This window comes from Anoxybacillus sp. LAT27, from assembly GCF_022030075.1.
In the GTDB taxonomy this organism is placed as follows: domain Bacteria; phylum Bacillota; class Bacilli; order Bacillales; family Anoxybacillaceae; genus Anoxybacillus; species Anoxybacillus kestanbolensis.
Genome location: NZ_JAIWYK010000440.1, coordinates 103,554 through 119,405, shown reverse-complemented (window position 1 = coordinate 119,405; position 15,852 = coordinate 103,554). Strand labels below are relative to the sequence as shown.

Below are 15,852 nucleotides of genomic sequence, written 5' to 3'. Positions count from 1 at the left end.
CGATGGCGATTGAAAAAATTACGATGCCACAGCTTGGTGAAAGCGTAACGGAAGGAACGATTAGCCAATGGCTCGTATCTGTTGGCGATCGCGTCAATAAATACGATCCGCTCGCTGAAGTGATGACAGATAAGGTGAATGCGGAAATTCCTTCTTCATTTGCAGGAGTCATTAAGGAAATTATCGCAAAAGAAGGAGAAACATTGCCTGTTGGCGCTGTCATTTGTACGATTGAAACTGAAGGAGAAGGACAAGTAGAAGAAAAACCAACGAATAACGAGAAAGAATTGACGGTAACGAACGAACAAACGAATAAACAAACGGTGAAAAAACAAACTAGTGAGCGAGGACGTTATTCTCCAGCTGTTCTTCGTCTCGCGCAAGAACATAACATTGATTTAACGCAAGTGACAGGAACGGGCATGGGCGGACGCATTACGCGCAAAGATTTACTCAAATTAATTGAGTCTGGTAACGTACCAAAAGCGGATGCGCCAAAACAAGCCGTCGAGCCGATCCAACAAGTAGAAGTATCGAAACAGGAAGTCGCACCAAAAGTGGAATTACCAAAACAGCAAGCACCGAGCGTTTCTGTGCAAGCGGGCGACATCGAAATTCCTGTCACACCAGTGCGTAAAGCCATTGCGACAAACATGCTTCGCAGTAAACATGAAGCACCGCACGCATGGACGATGGTTGAAGTCGATGTGACGAACTTAGTCGCTTATCGCGATTCGATTAAAGACGAGTTTAAAAAGCGCGAAGGGTTTAACTTAACGTATTTTGCGTTTTTTGTAAAAGCGGTGGCTCAAGCGTTAAAAGAATTCCCACAAATGAACTCGATGTGGGCAGGAGACAAAATTGTTCAAAAGAAAGATATTAACATTTCAATTGCCGTAGCGACAGATGACGCACTTTTTGTCCCAGTTATTAAACATGCGGATGAAAAATCGATTAAAGGGATTGCACGTGAGATTGCGGAATTAGCCGCAAAAGTGCGCGCAGGCAAGCTCCGTCCGGAAGATATGCAAGGTGGTACGTTTACGGTTAACAATACAGGTTCGTTTGGCTCCGTTCAATCCATGGGAATCATCAACTATCCACAAGCGGCGATTTTACAAGTGGAATCGATCGTGAAACGACCTGTTGTAAAAGACGGCATGATTGCTGTTCGCGATATGGTTAACCTTTGCTTATCGCTAGATCATCGCGTGCTCGATGGCTTAATTTGCGGCCGCTTTTTAGCGCGTGTGAAAGACATTTTAGAACATGTGACAAAAGAAAACACACCAATTTACTAATGAGGATGAGGAGGGTAACGAGCTGTTATCCTCTTCTTCTTATTATGATTTCTCTTTTCTTCCTTTCATCTATGTACTACAATAAAAAATGTAACGAATATTTTCAAAAATATGAAAAGAAAGCGCTTTAACAACAAAGGGGACGGGGTGTTACGATGAAACAAATATCGTTTCCAATTCCAAGCTATGACGAATGGAAACAAGAAGTGGAGAAATCGTTAAAAGGAAAACCGTTTGATCGATTATATGCCACAACATACGAACAAATTCAATTAAAACCGATTTATACACGCGCTGATTTAGAGGGATTGCCTATCGAACAATATCCAGGTTTTCCTTCATATGTGCGCGGAACAGAAGTAGAAGGGTATATAAAAAAATCGTGGGAAGTCAGTCAACAGTGCGGGGCTTCGACACCTGAACGATGGAACGAGCTCATTCAAAAGCAGTTAGAACGCGGACAAACGGAAATTCACGTTGTGCTACCCAAGTTAGGCTTTTTTATCGAAACGATCGAACAAATCAAAACGATGTTTTCTAACGTTTCTTTAGCCAATTACTCACTTCGTATCGATACGGGCGTAAGTTCTTTACCCTTTTTTCCTCTTTTTGTGACATACCTTGAGGAAAATGGACAGTCACTTCATGAGGTGCATGGAACGATCGGAATGGATCCGCTTGGCACTCTTACGGTAGCAGGAGAGCTCCCGCTTCCGCTTGCTACTTTATATGACGTGATGGCCGATGTGACAAAATGGGCGAAAACACATATGCCACACGTGAAAACGATAACGATACATGCCGACCCATATCATAACGGTGGAGGGCATGTCATTCAACAGCTAGCGTTTGCTTTTGCGACAGCGGTAGAGTATATAAATGAATGTCTCGAACGAGGGTTGACGATTGATGACATAGCAAAACGTATTGATTTTTCTTTTCCAGTCGGTTCACATTTCTTCATGGAAATTGCGAAGCTGCGTGCTGCGCGGCTCATTTGGACAAACATTGTGCAAGCGTACGGTGGAAGCGAACAGGCGCAAAAACTATCCATTCATGCGCGCACATCGTATTTTACGAAAACGATATATGACCCATATGTAAATATGCTTCGCGCAACGACAGAAGCGTTCGCAGCGATCGTCGGTGGGGCAAATAGCCTTCACGTTTCCCTGTTTAACGAACCGTTTGCAACTGAAGATGAATTTGCAGCGCGCATCGCTAGAAACACACAACTTATTTTGTTAGAAGAAGCCCATATCGGAAAAGTGATCGATCCAGCTGGCGGATCGTATTATGTAGAAACGTTGACAGCACAAATAGCAGAAGAAGCTTGGAAATTATTTCAACAGATCGAAGCGCAAGGCGGGATGACAAAAGCACTTCAATGTGGATTTGTGCAAAAGGAAATTGAAAACATAGCAAAACAACGTGAACAATATGTGAAAGCAAGAAAAGAAAAAATTGTTGGAACGAACGTGTATGCTAACATAGCTGAAGCGCCGGCGCCAAAGCATGTACACGCTCCTCATGGAAATCATAATATATATGTAAACGTAAAAACAATGGAAGAAGCCCTTTCGCTTGCTAAACGTCGAGCGTTCGCTCAACATGTTATACGTGAAGAAGGACGTTCGGCGATTACCGTGACACCGATCCGCCAATGGCGTCTTTCCGAGCCGTTTGAGCGGCTTCGCCAAGCTTCTGAACGTCATATGGAAACAAACGGACAACGTCCAACGGTGCATCTTGTCAATCTCGGTTCGATTTCAAAACATAAAACACGCGCTGATTTTATCACAGGCTTTTTTGAAGCGGGTGGGTTTACAGTTGTAAAAAACGATGGGTATATGACGACAGAGGAAGCCGTGAACGGCATACTTGAAACAAACGGTACACATTATATCATTTGTGGAACGGATGATGACTATATACATGCAGTCCCAGCCATTACCCATCAAGTGAAAAAAGAAAAAAGCGATATTCGCATATATGTGGCAGGTAAGCCAGCACCAGACGTGGAGGCAACGTTTATATATGCGGGCGTGGACGGATTTATTCATCTCGGTTCCAATTGTTACGATACGCTGTTGGCGTTTATGAAAGACATGGGAGTGAACGTGAATGGGGAAAATTAATTTTGCCAATCGACCGTTGCAATATGGAAAACAAGTCGATGAACGAGCATGGAAACAAGCCGTTGAACAAAAAGTGCAAGCAACATTAGATGAGCTTGTCTTCCAAACAAACGAACAAATTACGCTTAAACCACTATATACAAAAAAAGATATTGAAGGCTTTGACTTTCTTGACTATATGCCGGGTATTCCACCATATTTACGCGGACCGTACCCATCCATGTACGTCAATCGTCCATGGACGATCCGTCAATACGCTGGTTTTTCTACTGCAGAGGAAAGCAATGCGTTTTATCGCCGCAATTTAGCGATGGGACAAAAGGGCTTGTCTGTTGCGTTTGACCTTGCTACCCACCGTGGTTACGATTCAGACCATCCGCGCGTTGTTGGCGATGTCGGCAAAGCAGGGGTCGCTATCGATTCCGTCCTCGATATGAAGACGTTATTTGATGGCATTCCGCTTGATCAAATGTCGGTATCGATGACGATGAACGGTGCAGTATTGCCAATTATGGCGTTTTACATCGTAACAGCTGAAGAACAAGGGGTAAAGCAAGAGCAGTTATCTGGCACGATCCAAAACGACATTTTAAAAGAATATATGGTGCGTAATACGTACATTTATCCCCCAGATATGTCTATGCGCATCATCGCCGACATTTTTGCGTATACGTCAAAACATATGCCGAAATTCAACAGCATCAGCATCTCAGGTTATCATATGCAAGAAGCGGGAGCACCAGCGGATATTGAACTCGCTTATACACTTGCTGACGGATTAGAGTACGTGCGCACAGGTTTAAAAGCAGGCATTGACATTGATTCATTTGCTCCGCGCCTATCGTTTTTCTGGGCAATCGGCATGAACTATTTTATGGAAGTAGCAAAAATGCGGGCAGCGCGCATCATTTGGGCAAAAATGATGAAGACGTTTCATCCGAAAAATCCAAAATCGCTTGCTCTTCGTACACATTCGCAAACATCAGGATGGAGCTTAACGGAGCAAGATCCGTTTAACAACGTCGTACGGACATGTTTAGAAGCGCATGCTGCAGCGATGGGACATACGCAGTCGCTTCATACGAATGCACTTGATGAGGCGATTGCATTGCCGACTGATTTTTCCGCCCGCATTGCGCGCAATACACAGCTTTATTTACAAGAAGAAACAGGCATTTGCCAAGTCATTGACCCATGGGCAGGCTCGTATTATGTGGAAACGTTAACGAACGAATTAATGAAGCGTGCATGGGCACACATCGAAGAAATCGAAAATCTTGGTGGGATGGCGAAAGCGATTGAAACAGGGTTACCAAAAATGCGCATCGAGGAAGCAGCAGCAAGACGGCAAGCAAAAATTGATTCTGGTGCGGAGACGATTATCGGTGTGAATAAATATCGTCCAGAAAAAGAAGACCCGATCGATATTTTAGAAGTCGATAATACGGCTGTGCGTATGCGACAAATCGAAAAATTAAAACAGTTGCGTGCGTCTCGGGATGAAGCGCGTGTGCAACAAACGTTGCAAGCGATTACGAAAGCGGCAGAAACAGGCGAAGGGAATTTGCTCGAGTTAGCGGTTGAAGCCGCGCGCGCTCGTGCGACGTTAGGTGAAATTTCAGACGCCATTGAAAAAGTGGCAGGTAGACATAAAGCGGTCATTCGTTCCGTTAGCGGTGTATATAGCGCAGAGTTTACGAACGAAGAAGAAATTGTACGTGTGAAAAAAATGACGGACGAATTTTACGAGTTAGAAGGAAGGAGACCGCGCATTTTGATTGCAAAAATGGGACAAGATGGACACGACCGCGGAGCAAAAGTGATCGCCACCGCATTTGCGGATTTAGGTTTTGACGTTGATATCGGTCCGCTCTTTCAAACACCAGAAGAGACAGCACGGCAAGCGGTTGAAAACGATGTTCACGTCGTTGGGATGAGCTCGCTCGCTGCTGGACATAAAACGTTACTGCCACAGCTTGTGGAAGAGTTACGCAAATTAGGGCGAGAAGATATTATTGTTGTCGTCGGTGGCGTCATCCCACCACAAGATTACGAATTTTTATATGAACATGGTGCAGCGGCTATTTTTGGACCAGGTACGATCATCCCGGTCGCAGCTCAAAAAGTGTTGCACGAAATTTATCGACGACTCGGTTACGAGGAAGTGAGCGAATGAGTGAGGAGCGAACATCTCGACCAGAATGGGTGGATGACCACAATATGTTTGCAACGTCGTACGTGAAAGGAAACGATCGTGTTCAGCCGACAAAAGAAAGACGATGGGTAAAAAGAAAAGAGCTTTCGATTGAAGAATATGTCGCAGGTGTATTAAATAATAATCGCACCATTTTAGCACAAGCGATTACACTTATTGAAAGCAATGCAGCAAAACATACAGAAAAGGCACAGCGCATATTGCATGAGCTCCTTCCTTATGTAGGGCGTTCGGTTCGCATTGGCATTACTGGTGTTCCAGGTGCAGGCAAAAGTACATTCATTGAAGCATTCGGACAATTTTTATGCGATAAAGGTCATCGGGTTGCGGTATTAGCCATCGATCCGAGCAGCTCGCTTACAGGTGGAAGCATTCTTGGCGATAAAACGCGCATGGAATATTTAGCTCGCCATCCGCGTGCGTTTATTCGTCCTTCTCCATCGGGTGGCACGCTCGGGGGAGTGCATCGGAAAACACGTGAGACGATGTTGCTTTGTGAAGCAGCAGGATATGATATTATTCTCGTGGAAACGGTCGGTGTTGGTCAAAGTGAAGTGGCAGTACGCGGCATGGTTGATTTTTTTCTATTGCTTGCGCTAACAGGCGCTGGTGATGAACTGCAAGGAATGAAAAAAGGGATGATGGAACTCGTCGATGCGATCGTTATTAATAAAGCAGACGGGGATAATAAACAGAAAGCAGAGTTGGCGAAAGAAGAATATAATCAAATTTTACATTACTTGCGCCATGCCACGAAAGGATGGGAGACGAAAGCATATACATGTTCTTCTCTCTATAAAGAAGGAATTGAACAAATTTGGGACGTGATCGAGCTCTTCGTCCGAACGACAAAACAATCGGGTGTATTTGAGGAGAGAAGAAGAGAACAGATGAAAGATTGGTTGCATGCGATGATTAAAGATTATTTACACATCCGCTTTTTTCATCATCCGACTGTACAGCAACAATTGCCGAACATTGAACAACAGGTGATGGAAGGAAAACAGCCGGTCACAATGGCCGCACAGCAATTGATTCGTTTATACGAGCAAACGTAAAGGTGTCCGTTATGGGCACCTTTTATTGTTGAATATGTTATAATGAGGGCGGAGTGTGATGTTTGTGTTAAAAATTGGTTATCGAACGGTGAAGACAGCCATTGGAACGGCGGGTGCCATTGCACTTGCTCAATCGTTACGTCTTGAAAATTTTGCTTCTGCTGGTATTATTACATTACTTTGCGTTCAAGTGACGAAAAAAAAGTCATTGCAAACAGCGCGCGCTCGCTTTGTTGCTGGTTTAGTTGGCTTATTGTTTTCATTTTTCTTTTTTGAAGGACTTCGCTACCATCCGCTTTCGATCGGTTTATTGCTGCTGTTTTTCATTCCAACGACTGTTGCCTTGAAAGTGACCAAAGGGATTGCGACAAGCGCAGTCATTATTTTACACGTATACATGGCGAAAGCGATGACGTGGTCTCTCGTATATAACGAAGTGATGTTAATGATCATCGGTATCGGTATCGCTTTACTTGTCAATATGTACATGCCAAGCGTGGAAAAAGATTTAAAAGAATATCAACGGATTGTAGAAGATTTATTTCGCATCATTTTTAAAGAAATTGTTCATTATTTACGGACGAACGAAAGCTTGTGGGATGGGAAAGAAATTGCACTAGCGAGCGATACGTTAAAGCGAGCAAAAGCGCTTGCGTTACAAAACATTGAAAACCATTTTTTACGCAATGAAGATTATTATTATCGATATTTTCGTATGCGTGAGCGACAATTTGAAATTATTGAACGCATGCTGCCGCTCATCAGTTCGATGACGTACACAGTTGAGCAACGAAATATGATTGCCGATTTTATTGATGAATTAAGCGATGCGATTCACCCGGGAAATACAGCAGACCGTTTTATTCGACAACTTGAGGAGATGAAAAAACAGTTCCAACAAATGCCTTTGCCAAAAACGCGCGAGGAATTTGAAGAGCGAGCTGCTCTTTTGCATTTTGTAAAAGAGATGGAGCAATATTTAATCATTAAAAGTCAGTTATAACGGTATGATCGCTCTTTTTTGATGCACAATAATGAAAAAAGGGTGAGATCATGCCGCTTTTGTTTGCTTTCTTTCTTTTTCTTTCACCGCTTTGGCCGCTTGGAGATAATCCGCGCGTGGGCGATCCGATGATTATTGTCAATAAACAAACGAACCAACTTGCTTTTATTCGCCATGGGAAAATTGAACGCATATATCGAGTGGCGACAGGAAAAACGAATGTACTCACGCCAGAAGGGATATTTACGGTAACTGTTAAGGCAGTAAATCCTTATTATCGGAAAAAAAACATTCCAGGAGGAGCACCGAACAACCCGCTTGGTACGAGATGGATCGGATTTGATGCACGTGGAACGGACGGTCGAACGTACGGCATTCATGGAACGAATCGACCCGAATCGATTGGACGTTATATAACAGAAGGATGCGTACGCATGCATAATCGCGATGTCGAAGCGCTATATCCGAACGTGCCATTAGGAACGAAAGTAGCGATCGTAAAAACGAACGAATCATTTTATCAGCTCGGGAAAAAGTACGGGGCGCTTAAATAGAACAAGCTGGCCGAATACGGTCAGCTTGTTCTATATCCACATGCTTAATCCAGCAAGCAAAGATGTTAACAGCATCGAACCGAGCATTAAATAAACAACAATTTTTTGCACTTTTTTTGAATGCATCATCTTCACCTCTTCTTCCTATTGTACAAACATGCTGTTCGGCAAACAAGCAGGAAAAATGCAAAAAAAGAAGGAAAAAAGAAAAAAGGTGTCGAAATACATACACGGTTTGCAGCCGAGAACAACAAAGGGGTTGGGGTAATGGAAGTAAAAAAAGTCGATCATATTGGTATTGCTGTGAAATCATTAGATGAGGCGCTTCCGTTTTATACGGATACGCTCGGCTTATCGTGCGTTGGCATGGAAACGGTCGAATCAGAGCAGGTGAGGGTAGCATTTTTAAAAGTCGGCGATGTAAAAATTGAATTGCTTGAGCCGCTTTCTGAACATAGTCCAATTGCTTCTTTTATTGAAAAAAGAGGCGAAGGTATTCATCATGTCGCGCTTGGCGTAGATGATATTGAACTGCGCATTCAGGAGTTAAAAAATAATGGCGTTCGTATGATTCATGAGCAACCGAAACGCGGTGCAGGCGGTGCACGGATCGCTTTTATGCATCCGAAATCAGCGCACGGCGTGTTGTATGAGCTTTGTGAACGGGGCGGTGGGCAATGATGGATATGTACGATAAAATTAACGAGTTATATGACCGCCGACGCGAAATTGAATTAGGTGGCGGTGACGATAAAATTGCTAAACAACATGAAAAAGGGAAATTAACAGCGAGGGAGCGCATTGATCTTTTATTAGATGAAGGGACGTTCGTCGAGTTAAACCCGTTTATTGAACATCGTTGCACCGATTTTGGATTAGCAGGAAAAAAAGGTCCGGGTGACGGAGTTGTCACAGGATACGGGAAAATCGACGGTCGAACAGTGTTCGTATTTTCACAAGATTTTACTGTATTCGGTGGCGCGCTTGGGGAAATGCACGCGAAAAAAATTGCGAATATTATGGACTTAGCGGCAAAAACAGGTGTACCAATCGTTGGTTTAAATGATTCCGGTGGTGCCCGCATTCAAGAAGGAGTATTGTCCCTCGATGGCTACGGCCATATTTTTTACCGTAATTCCATCTATTCCGGTGTTATTCCGCAAATTTCAGTCATTATGGGCCCATGTGCGGGTGGTGCTGTCTATTCGCCTGCGATTACCGATTTTGTTTTTATGGTCGAAAAAACGAGCCAAATGTTTATCACTGGACCGAAAGTGATTGAAACGGTGACAGGAGAAAAAATTAGTGCGGAAGATTTAGGTGGTGCCCGCGTTCATAACACAATTAGCGGAAACGCTCATTTTTCAGGAGCGACAGAAGAAGACGTGCTTGCCCAAGTACGACGGCTGTTAAGCTATTTGCCAGCAAACTGCCAAGAAAAGCCACCGATCAAGCCTGTTGCCAATGAAGATGACTACCGTCCTGATTTAGCGGATGCGATTCCAATTGACGCGGTCAGACCGTACGATGTGCGCAACGTTGTGCTACAAGTCGTTGATGAAGGATCGTTTATGGAAGTGCAAAAAGATTTTGCGAAAAACATTGTCATTGGCTTTGCTCGCATCAAAGGAGAAGTTGTCGGACTTGTATGCAACCAGCCGAAGTTTATGGCGGGAGGACTAGATATTGACTCATCGGATAAAGCAGCCCGCTTTATTCGTTTTTGCGACTCGTTTAACATTCCGATTATTACGTTTGAAGATGTGACGGGCTTTTTCCCGGGAGTCAAACAAGAGCATGGGGGTATCATTCGCCATGGGGCGAAAATTTTATATGCGTATTCGGAAGCGACCGTGCCGAAAATAACGGTCATTTTACGGAAAGCATACGGTGGAGCATATGTTGCATTAAACAGTAAATCGATCGGAGCGGATGTCGTATACGCATGGCCAAATGCAGAAATTGCCGTTATGGGACCACAAGGGGCGGCGAACATTATTTTTGCAGGCGAAATTGAAAACAGCCCGAATCCAGAAGAAACAAGAGCGCAAAAAATTGAAGAATATCGCGATAAATTCGCCAATCCTTATGTTGCAGCGAAATACGGCATGGTTGATGATGTTATCGACCCACGTGACACGAGAATCAAGCTTATTCAAGCACTCGACATGCTTCGTCATAAGCAGGAAGAACGCCCGAAAAAGAAGCATGGAAATATTCCATTGTAAGTATATACCGCCAGTTGTTTGGCGGTATATGTTTTTCGAAAAATAATCGTACGATTTCGCAAACGATGTAAAAATCCGTTATACTTAAAGATGAGTACATACATAGGAGGAAGTATGATGGTCAATAAGCAGCGTCTAGTTGAAGAATTTTTAGAACTTGTACAAATTGATTCGGAAACGAAATATGAGCGCAACATTGCAAATGTGTTGAAAGCGAAATTTGAAGCGCTCGGTTTACACGTCATTGAGGATGATACGACAGCACAAACAGGGCATGGAGCAGGAAATTTAATTTGCACATTGCCTGCGACAAAGGAAGGGGTCGATCCGATTTACTTTACATCACACATGGATACGGTTGTGCCAGGCAAAGGGGTCAAGCCGTCGATTCAAGATGGATATATTGTGACAGATGGGACAACGATTTTAGGAGCGGACGATAAAGCAGGGCTTGCCGCCATGTTTGAAGCGATCCGAGTGTTAAAAGAAAAACAAATCGCGCATGGGACGATTCAATTTATTATTACTGTCGGTGAAGAATCGGGGCTCGTTGGAGCGAAGGCGCTCGATCCATCGCTCATTCAAGCGAAATTCGGATATGCGTTAGATAGTGATGGAAAAGTTGGACAAATTATCGTTGCTGCTCCGACGCAAGCAAAGTTGAAAGTGACTGTTCACGGAAAAACAGCGCATGCGGGTGTTGCACCAGAGCGAGGCGTATCGGCAATTACAATCGCCGCGAAAGCGATTGCGCAAATGCCGCTTGGGCGCATTGACGAAGAAACAACCGCAAACATCGGCCGTTTTGAAGGTGGAACACAAACAAATATCGTTTGCGATCGCGTGGACATTTTAGCAGAGGCGCGTTCGCTCGTTCCAGAAAAAATGGAAGCGCAAGTCGCAAAAATGAAAGAAGCGTTTGAGCGAGTAGCGGAAGAAATGGGTGGTCGTGCAGATGTTCACGTGGAAGTGATGTACCCAGGATTTAAATTTGGAGATGGGGATCATGTTGTTGAAGTAGCGAAGCGAGCGGCTGAAAAAATTGGTCGTCCGCATGAGCTGTTGCGTAGCGGTGGCGGTAGCGATGCGAATGTTATTGCAGGATTTGGTATTCCAACGGTCAATTTAGCAATCGGTTATGAAGACATTCATACAACAAATGAACGGATGCCAATTGAAGAACTTGTCAAAGCAACGGAGATGGTGCTCGCCATTATTGAAGAAGTAGCGACAAGGGGGTGAAACGATGGAGAAAGTCGTCGTTTTTCAACTATGTAATGAGCAATACGCCATTCCGGTTGAACATGTTGTTTCCATCGAAAAAATGAGCCATCCGACGCTCATCCCGAGCATGCCTTCGTATATGCTTGGCGTTGTGCGCATTCGCGGTGAACTTGTTCCCGTGCTTGATACGTCGCAAATCTTATATCGCCGTCCGTATGCAGAAACAGAAAAAACGCGGCTTGTCGTCGTACATACGGGCGATTTACATGTCGCGTTCATCGTAGACGATGCAAAAGAGATTATTGATATTCCACCACATATGATGAAGCAAGTGAATATGCTTGCTTATCAACAGACGCCATATTTCATCGGGATTGCCAACTTGCCTGATCGGCTCATTACTGTTATCGATCCGACGATATTGTTTGACAATTTAGAAGGAGCAAGCTCAATTAAAGAACATATGAGAAATGAGAAACAGAACACTTGAACGAGAAAAGAAGATTATGGTATGTTCTTTGTTGAACAAACAAAAATAGAAAGGAACGTTTACTATGGCGAAACAACAAATTGGTGTGATCGGTTTAGCGGTCATGGGAAAAAACTTGGCGCTTAATATTGAGAGCCGCGGGTATTCGGTAGCCGTATATAACCGTTCGCGTGAAAAAACAGACGAGTTTTTACAAGAAGCGGAAGGAAAAAACATCGTCGGTACATATAGCATCGAACAGTTTGTTAACGCACTTGAAAAACCGCGCAAAATTTTATTAATGGTAAAAGCAGGAGCGGCAACAGACGCAACGATTGAACAATTAAAGCCGTATTTAGAAAAAGGCGATATCGTCATCGATGGCGGCAATACGTATTTTAAAGATACACAACGTCGCAATAAAGAACTTGCGGAACTCGGCATTCATTTTATCGGGACAGGCGTTTCCGGCGGAGAAGAAGGGGCGCTGAAAGGTCCTTCCATCATGCCGGGTGGACAAAAAGAAGCACACGAACTCGTTCGTCCGATTTTTGAAGCGATCGCGGCAAAAGTCGATGGGGAGCCGTGCACGACGTACATCGGTCCAGACGGTGCGGGCCATTACGTAAAAATGGTGCATAACGGCATCGAATATGGCGATATGCAATTAATTGCCGAAGCGTACTTTTTATTAAAACATGTGCTCGGCTTAAACGCACAAGAGCTTCATGAAGTGTTTGCCGAGTGGAATAAAGGGGAATTAGACAGCTATTTAATCGAAATTACGGCAGATATTTTCACGAAAATTGATGAAGAAACAGGAAAGCCGCTTGTCGATGTCATTTTAGACAAAGCAGGGCAAAAAGGAACAGGGAAATGGACGAGCCAAAACGCGCTCGATTTAGGCGTTCCGCTTCCGATTATTACGGAATCGGTATTTGCTCGCTTCATTTCGGCAATGAAAGAAGAGCGCGTGAAAGCAAGCAAGCTATTAGCTGGTCCTGCCGTGAAACCGTATGAAGGAGATCGTGCGCACTTTATTGAAGCGGTACGCCGCGCGCTTTACATGAGCAAAATTTGCTCGTACGCCCAAGGCTTTGCGCAAATGAAAGCCGCATCTGAAGAGTACAACTGGAATTTGCAATACGGTAATATCGCGATGATTTTCCGCGGTGGCTGCATTATTCGTGCACAATTTTTACAAAAAATTAAAGAAGCGTACGACCGTGATCCAGCGTTGCCAAACTTATTGCTTGACCCATACTTTAAAGACATCGTCGAAAACTATCAACAATCGCTCCGTGAAATTGTCGCAACAGCAGCGATGCGCGGCATCCCGGTTCCGGCATTTGCCAGCGCTTTAGCATACTACGACAGCTACCGAATGGAAACATTGCCAGCGAACCTGATCCAAGCACAGCGCGACTACTTCGGTGCGCACACATACGAACGCATCGACAAAGAAGGTGTGTTCCATACGGAATGGTTGAAATAAACGAACCCCCTAGGGCAAATGGCTCTAGGGGGTTCGTTTATTGTTCAAACAACAATACACGCGCTGGGGCGGCGTCGGTGCCGACGAGTTTAAGCGGAGCGGCAACCATCCAATATTCGCCTGCTGGAACGTCTTTTAGGCGAAGTCCTTCGATGACGATAATACCGTGACCGAACAACGTTTTATGCGTTGGGTGTCCCGCTTGGTTGCGTTCGACGCCGAGCGCGTCAATGCCGACGCCGCGAATGCGTTTTTCTGCTAAATATGCCGCTGCATCTTCAGCAACGTAAATAAATTCAAAGTTAAAAGCGTCGTCGAACGAGTTTTTTGTTTTGAATAAGAGAAAATCGTTTTCTTGAATATCAAAATGAATGAGATCTTCTTTTGTAATGCGATCATGGACGTTTGTGACGTCTAATACTTTGCAGTAGCCGACGAGTTTTTCAAGCGGAATCGTTTCAAACGTTTCCCCGTCTTTTACCATATGGAGCGGTGCGTCAATGTGCGTGCCGGTATGTACATCCATGTCGATGCGCGATTCGGTGACGTAATCGTTCGTGACGGTCGTTAGTTTCGGTTGTTTTTCCGGTTTATTTTTATACACAGGCATCCCTTCAAAAATTGGAGCGGTGACATCGTACATTTTCATGTTTCGTTCCTCCTTATATTGTTCCATTTAATGGCCACCAGTGGAAGCCGTCTTTTTGCAATAGTTCATCCGCTTTTTTCGGCCCCATCGAGCCAGCTTCGTAGTTCGGGAAGTCCACCGCTTTCGTATTTGCCCATACTTCAGAAATCGGGTCGACAAAGCTCCATGAGGCAGCGACTTCGTCCCAGTGCGTAAAGTTTGTCGCATCGCCGCGCATGCAGTCATATAACAATTTCTCATACGCTTCTGGCGTATTAATGCCGTCGATGCAATTGTTGCAGTAATCGAGCTTAATCGGCGTCGTTTTCATGCTTTCGCCGCTTTTTTTCGCGTTCAAATGAAGGGTAATACCTTCATCAGGTTGAATATGGATGACGAGTAAATTCGGATGAACGTGTTCGCTTGTGCGATAATATAAGTTCATCGGCACATCTTTAAATTGTACAACAATTTTTGTCGATTTTTCCGTCATTCGTTTTCCTGTTCGTATGTAAAACGGCACACCTGCCCAGCGGAAGTTGTCGATCATCAGTTTCCCTGCGACAAACGTTTCCGTATTGGAGTTTGGATCGACACTATGTTCTTCACGATACCCGACGACTTGTTGCCCGCGCACGATACCACGTCCGTATTGCCCACGTACGAAATATTTGTCGACATCATCATGTGTCATCGGACGAAGCGCACGAAGCACTTTTACCTTTTCGCTGCGGATGTCATCTGTTGTCAGCTTAATTGGCGGTTCCATTGCGAGAAGGGCAACCATTTGCAGCATATGGTTTTGCACCATATCGCGAAGCGCGCCGGAATGGTCGTAGTAACGACCGCGATCTTCCACTCCAAGCGTTTCGCTTGATGTAATTTGAATATTAGCAATAAAGCGGTTGTTCCAAAGTGGTTCAAAAATGGCGTTTGCAAAGCGAATGACTTCAATGTTTTGCACCATTTCTTTGCCGAGATAATGGTCAATCCGGAAAATTTGTTCCTCGGAAAACGATTGTCGAATTTCTTCATTTAATTTTTGTGCGCTTTGCAAATCGTGTCCGAACGGTTTTTCAATGACTAATCGCGTCCAGCCGTTTGTCGCTGTCAGTCCTTCTGATTTTAAATGCGATGTAATCGTTCCGAAAAACTCAGGCGCCATCGCCAAGTAAAAAATGCGGTTGCCCGGAATATGAAATTGCTCTTCCACACGCGTTAATAATTCATTTAATTGTTCGTATGATTGCGTATTTGTTGCATCTAATGAATGATAGTAAAAATGAGAAATAAATTTGTCATCGATCAGTTCTTGTTTCGTTGCTTCCTCAATCGTTTCTTTTACATAGGAACGAAATGACTCGTCAGTATGTGGGCGACGGGCAACACCAACAACCGCAAACTGTTCAGCAAGCTTTCCTTTTTGATAAAGTTTATAAATAGATGGGAATAGTTTACGTTTTGCTAAGTCACCAGTCGCGCCAAAAATAACAATTGTTGCTTTTGGTTGTACGTCATTCACGGACCATATACCTCACT

Annotated in this window: 14 protein-coding genes; 11 read left to right on the top strand and 3 right to left on the bottom strand. The window is 44.1% G+C overall.

The features are described from left to right. The first annotated feature begins 2 nt into the window (after positions 1 to 2). The 6 genes from LD028_RS14615 to LD028_RS14590 all read left to right on the top strand — a co-directional run bounded on the left by LD028_RS14615 (position 3) and on the right by LD028_RS14590 (position 8,269). Positions 3 to 1,301, top strand: a complete 1,299-nt coding sequence (locus tag LD028_RS14615; RefSeq protein ID WP_237812192.1) for a dihydrolipoamide acetyltransferase family protein — start codon at positions 3 to 5, stop codon at positions 1,299 to 1,301. A 155-nt stretch (positions 1,302 to 1,456) separates the two neighbouring features. Continuing rightward, a complete protein-coding gene (locus LD028_RS14610) occupies positions 1,457 to 3,439 on the top strand; it encodes a methylmalonyl-CoA mutase family protein (protein ID WP_237812191.1) in 1,983 nt (660 codons plus the stop codon). Then, positions 3,426 to 5,615, top strand: coding sequence for a methylmalonyl-CoA mutase (gene scpA, locus LD028_RS14605; protein WP_237812190.1), 2,190 nt, complete (start codon positions 3,426 to 3,428; stop codon positions 5,613 to 5,615). Before LD028_RS14610 ends, scpA begins: the two co-directional genes overlap by 14 nt. Then, positions 5,612 to 6,712, top strand: a complete 1,101-nt coding sequence (gene meaB, locus LD028_RS14600) for a methylmalonyl Co-A mutase-associated GTPase MeaB (RefSeq protein WP_237812189.1) — start codon at positions 5,612 to 5,614, stop codon at positions 6,710 to 6,712. Before scpA ends, meaB begins: the two co-directional genes overlap by 4 nt. Before the next feature lie 58 nt (positions 6,713 to 6,770). Further along, the gene (locus LD028_RS14595) at positions 6,771 to 7,715 is read left to right on the top strand and encodes an aromatic acid exporter family protein (protein WP_237812188.1); all 945 of its coding nucleotides are present in this window, start codon (positions 6,771 to 6,773) and stop codon (positions 7,713 to 7,715) included. Positions 7,716 to 7,765: 50 nt separating this feature from the next. Next, on the top strand, positions 7,766 to 8,269 hold the full coding sequence (locus tag LD028_RS14590) for a L,D-transpeptidase (RefSeq protein ID WP_171699651.1): 504 nt from the start codon (positions 7,766 to 7,768) through the stop codon (positions 8,267 to 8,269). Positions 8,270 to 8,299: 30 nt separating this feature from the next. On the opposite strand, the gene prli42 is transcribed toward LD028_RS14590, so the two are convergent. Next, a complete protein-coding gene (prli42, locus tag LD028_RS14585) occupies positions 8,300 to 8,395 on the bottom strand; it encodes a stressosome-associated protein Prli42 (RefSeq protein WP_009373849.1) in 96 nt (31 codons plus the stop codon). Between the two features lie 141 nt (positions 8,396 to 8,536). Here prli42 and mce point away from each other — a divergent pair, with 141 nt between their 5' ends. The 5 genes from mce (at position 8,537) to gndA (ending at position 13,685) form a co-directional block, all read left to right on the top strand. Next, positions 8,537 to 8,950, top strand: coding sequence for a methylmalonyl-CoA epimerase (gene mce / locus LD028_RS14580; RefSeq protein WP_035019503.1), 414 nt, complete (start codon positions 8,537 to 8,539; stop codon positions 8,948 to 8,950). Further along, positions 8,947 to 10,497 carry an acyl-CoA carboxylase subunit beta gene (locus LD028_RS14575; RefSeq protein WP_035019504.1) on the top strand — a complete coding sequence of 517 codons (1,551 nt, stop codon included), beginning with the start codon at positions 8,947 to 8,949 and terminating at the stop codon, positions 10,495 to 10,497. The genes mce and LD028_RS14575 overlap by 4 nt, the downstream gene beginning before the upstream one ends. A gap of 117 nt (positions 10,498 to 10,614) precedes the next feature. Beyond that, positions 10,615 to 11,739 (top strand): tripeptidase T, encoded by a 1,125-nt coding sequence (locus LD028_RS14570; protein ID WP_237812187.1) that lies wholly within the window; start codon positions 10,615 to 10,617, stop codon positions 11,737 to 11,739. 4 nt (positions 11,740 to 11,743) lie between these two features. Continuing rightward, complete coding sequence (locus tag LD028_RS14565) at positions 11,744 to 12,211, top strand: chemotaxis protein CheW (RefSeq protein WP_237812186.1); 468 nt, start codon at positions 11,744 to 11,746, stop codon at positions 12,209 to 12,211. A 64-nt stretch (positions 12,212 to 12,275) separates the two neighbouring features. Further along, the gene (gene gndA, locus LD028_RS14560; RefSeq protein ID WP_129000504.1) at positions 12,276 to 13,685 is read left to right on the top strand and encodes an NADP-dependent phosphogluconate dehydrogenase; all 1,410 of its coding nucleotides are present in this window, start codon (positions 12,276 to 12,278) and stop codon (positions 13,683 to 13,685) included. A gap of 37 nt (positions 13,686 to 13,722) precedes the next feature. Here the strand turns inward: gndA and LD028_RS14555 are convergent, their stop codons facing one another. Next, positions 13,723 to 14,334 (bottom strand): cyclase family protein, encoded by a 612-nt coding sequence (locus tag LD028_RS14555; RefSeq protein ID WP_171699648.1) that lies wholly within the window; start codon positions 14,332 to 14,334, stop codon positions 13,723 to 13,725. Positions 14,335 to 14,347: 13 nt separating this feature from the next. After that, positions 14,348 to 15,835 carry a glucose-6-phosphate dehydrogenase gene (gene zwf, locus LD028_RS14550; RefSeq protein ID WP_237812185.1) on the bottom strand — a complete coding sequence of 496 codons (1,488 nt, stop codon included), beginning with the start codon at positions 15,833 to 15,835 and terminating at the stop codon, positions 14,348 to 14,350. Positions 15,836 to 15,852: the final 17 nt, after the last annotated feature.

Coding starts and splice junctions, on each gene's coding strand:
- LD028_RS14615 (WP_237812192.1), top strand. CDS start 3: ATGGCGATTGAAAAAATTACGATGCCACAGCTTGGTGAAAGCGTAACG.
- LD028_RS14610 (WP_237812191.1), top strand. CDS start 1,457: ATGAAACAAATATCGTTTCCAATTCCAAGCTATGACGAATGGAAACAA.
- scpA (WP_237812190.1), top strand. CDS start 3,426: ATGGGGAAAATTAATTTTGCCAATCGACCGTTGCAATATGGAAAACAA.
- meaB (WP_237812189.1), top strand. CDS start 5,612: ATGAGTGAGGAGCGAACATCTCGACCAGAATGGGTGGATGACCACAAT.
- LD028_RS14595 (WP_237812188.1), top strand. CDS start 6,771: ATGTTTGTGTTAAAAATTGGTTATCGAACGGTGAAGACAGCCATTGGA.
- LD028_RS14590 (WP_171699651.1), top strand. CDS start 7,766: ATGCCGCTTTTGTTTGCTTTCTTTCTTTTTCTTTCACCGCTTTGGCCG.
- prli42 (WP_009373849.1), bottom strand. CDS start 8,395: ATGCATTCAAAAAAAGTGCAAAAAATTGTTGTTTATTTAATGCTCGGT.
- mce (WP_035019503.1), top strand. CDS start 8,537: ATGGAAGTAAAAAAAGTCGATCATATTGGTATTGCTGTGAAATCATTA.
- LD028_RS14575 (WP_035019504.1), top strand. CDS start 8,947: ATGATGGATATGTACGATAAAATTAACGAGTTATATGACCGCCGACGC.
- LD028_RS14570 (WP_237812187.1), top strand. CDS start 10,615: ATGGTCAATAAGCAGCGTCTAGTTGAAGAATTTTTAGAACTTGTACAA.
- LD028_RS14565 (WP_237812186.1), top strand. CDS start 11,744: ATGGAGAAAGTCGTCGTTTTTCAACTATGTAATGAGCAATACGCCATT.
- gndA (WP_129000504.1), top strand. CDS start 12,276: ATGGCGAAACAACAAATTGGTGTGATCGGTTTAGCGGTCATGGGAAAA.
- LD028_RS14555 (WP_171699648.1), bottom strand. CDS start 14,334: ATGAAAATGTACGATGTCACCGCTCCAATTTTTGAAGGGATGCCTGTG.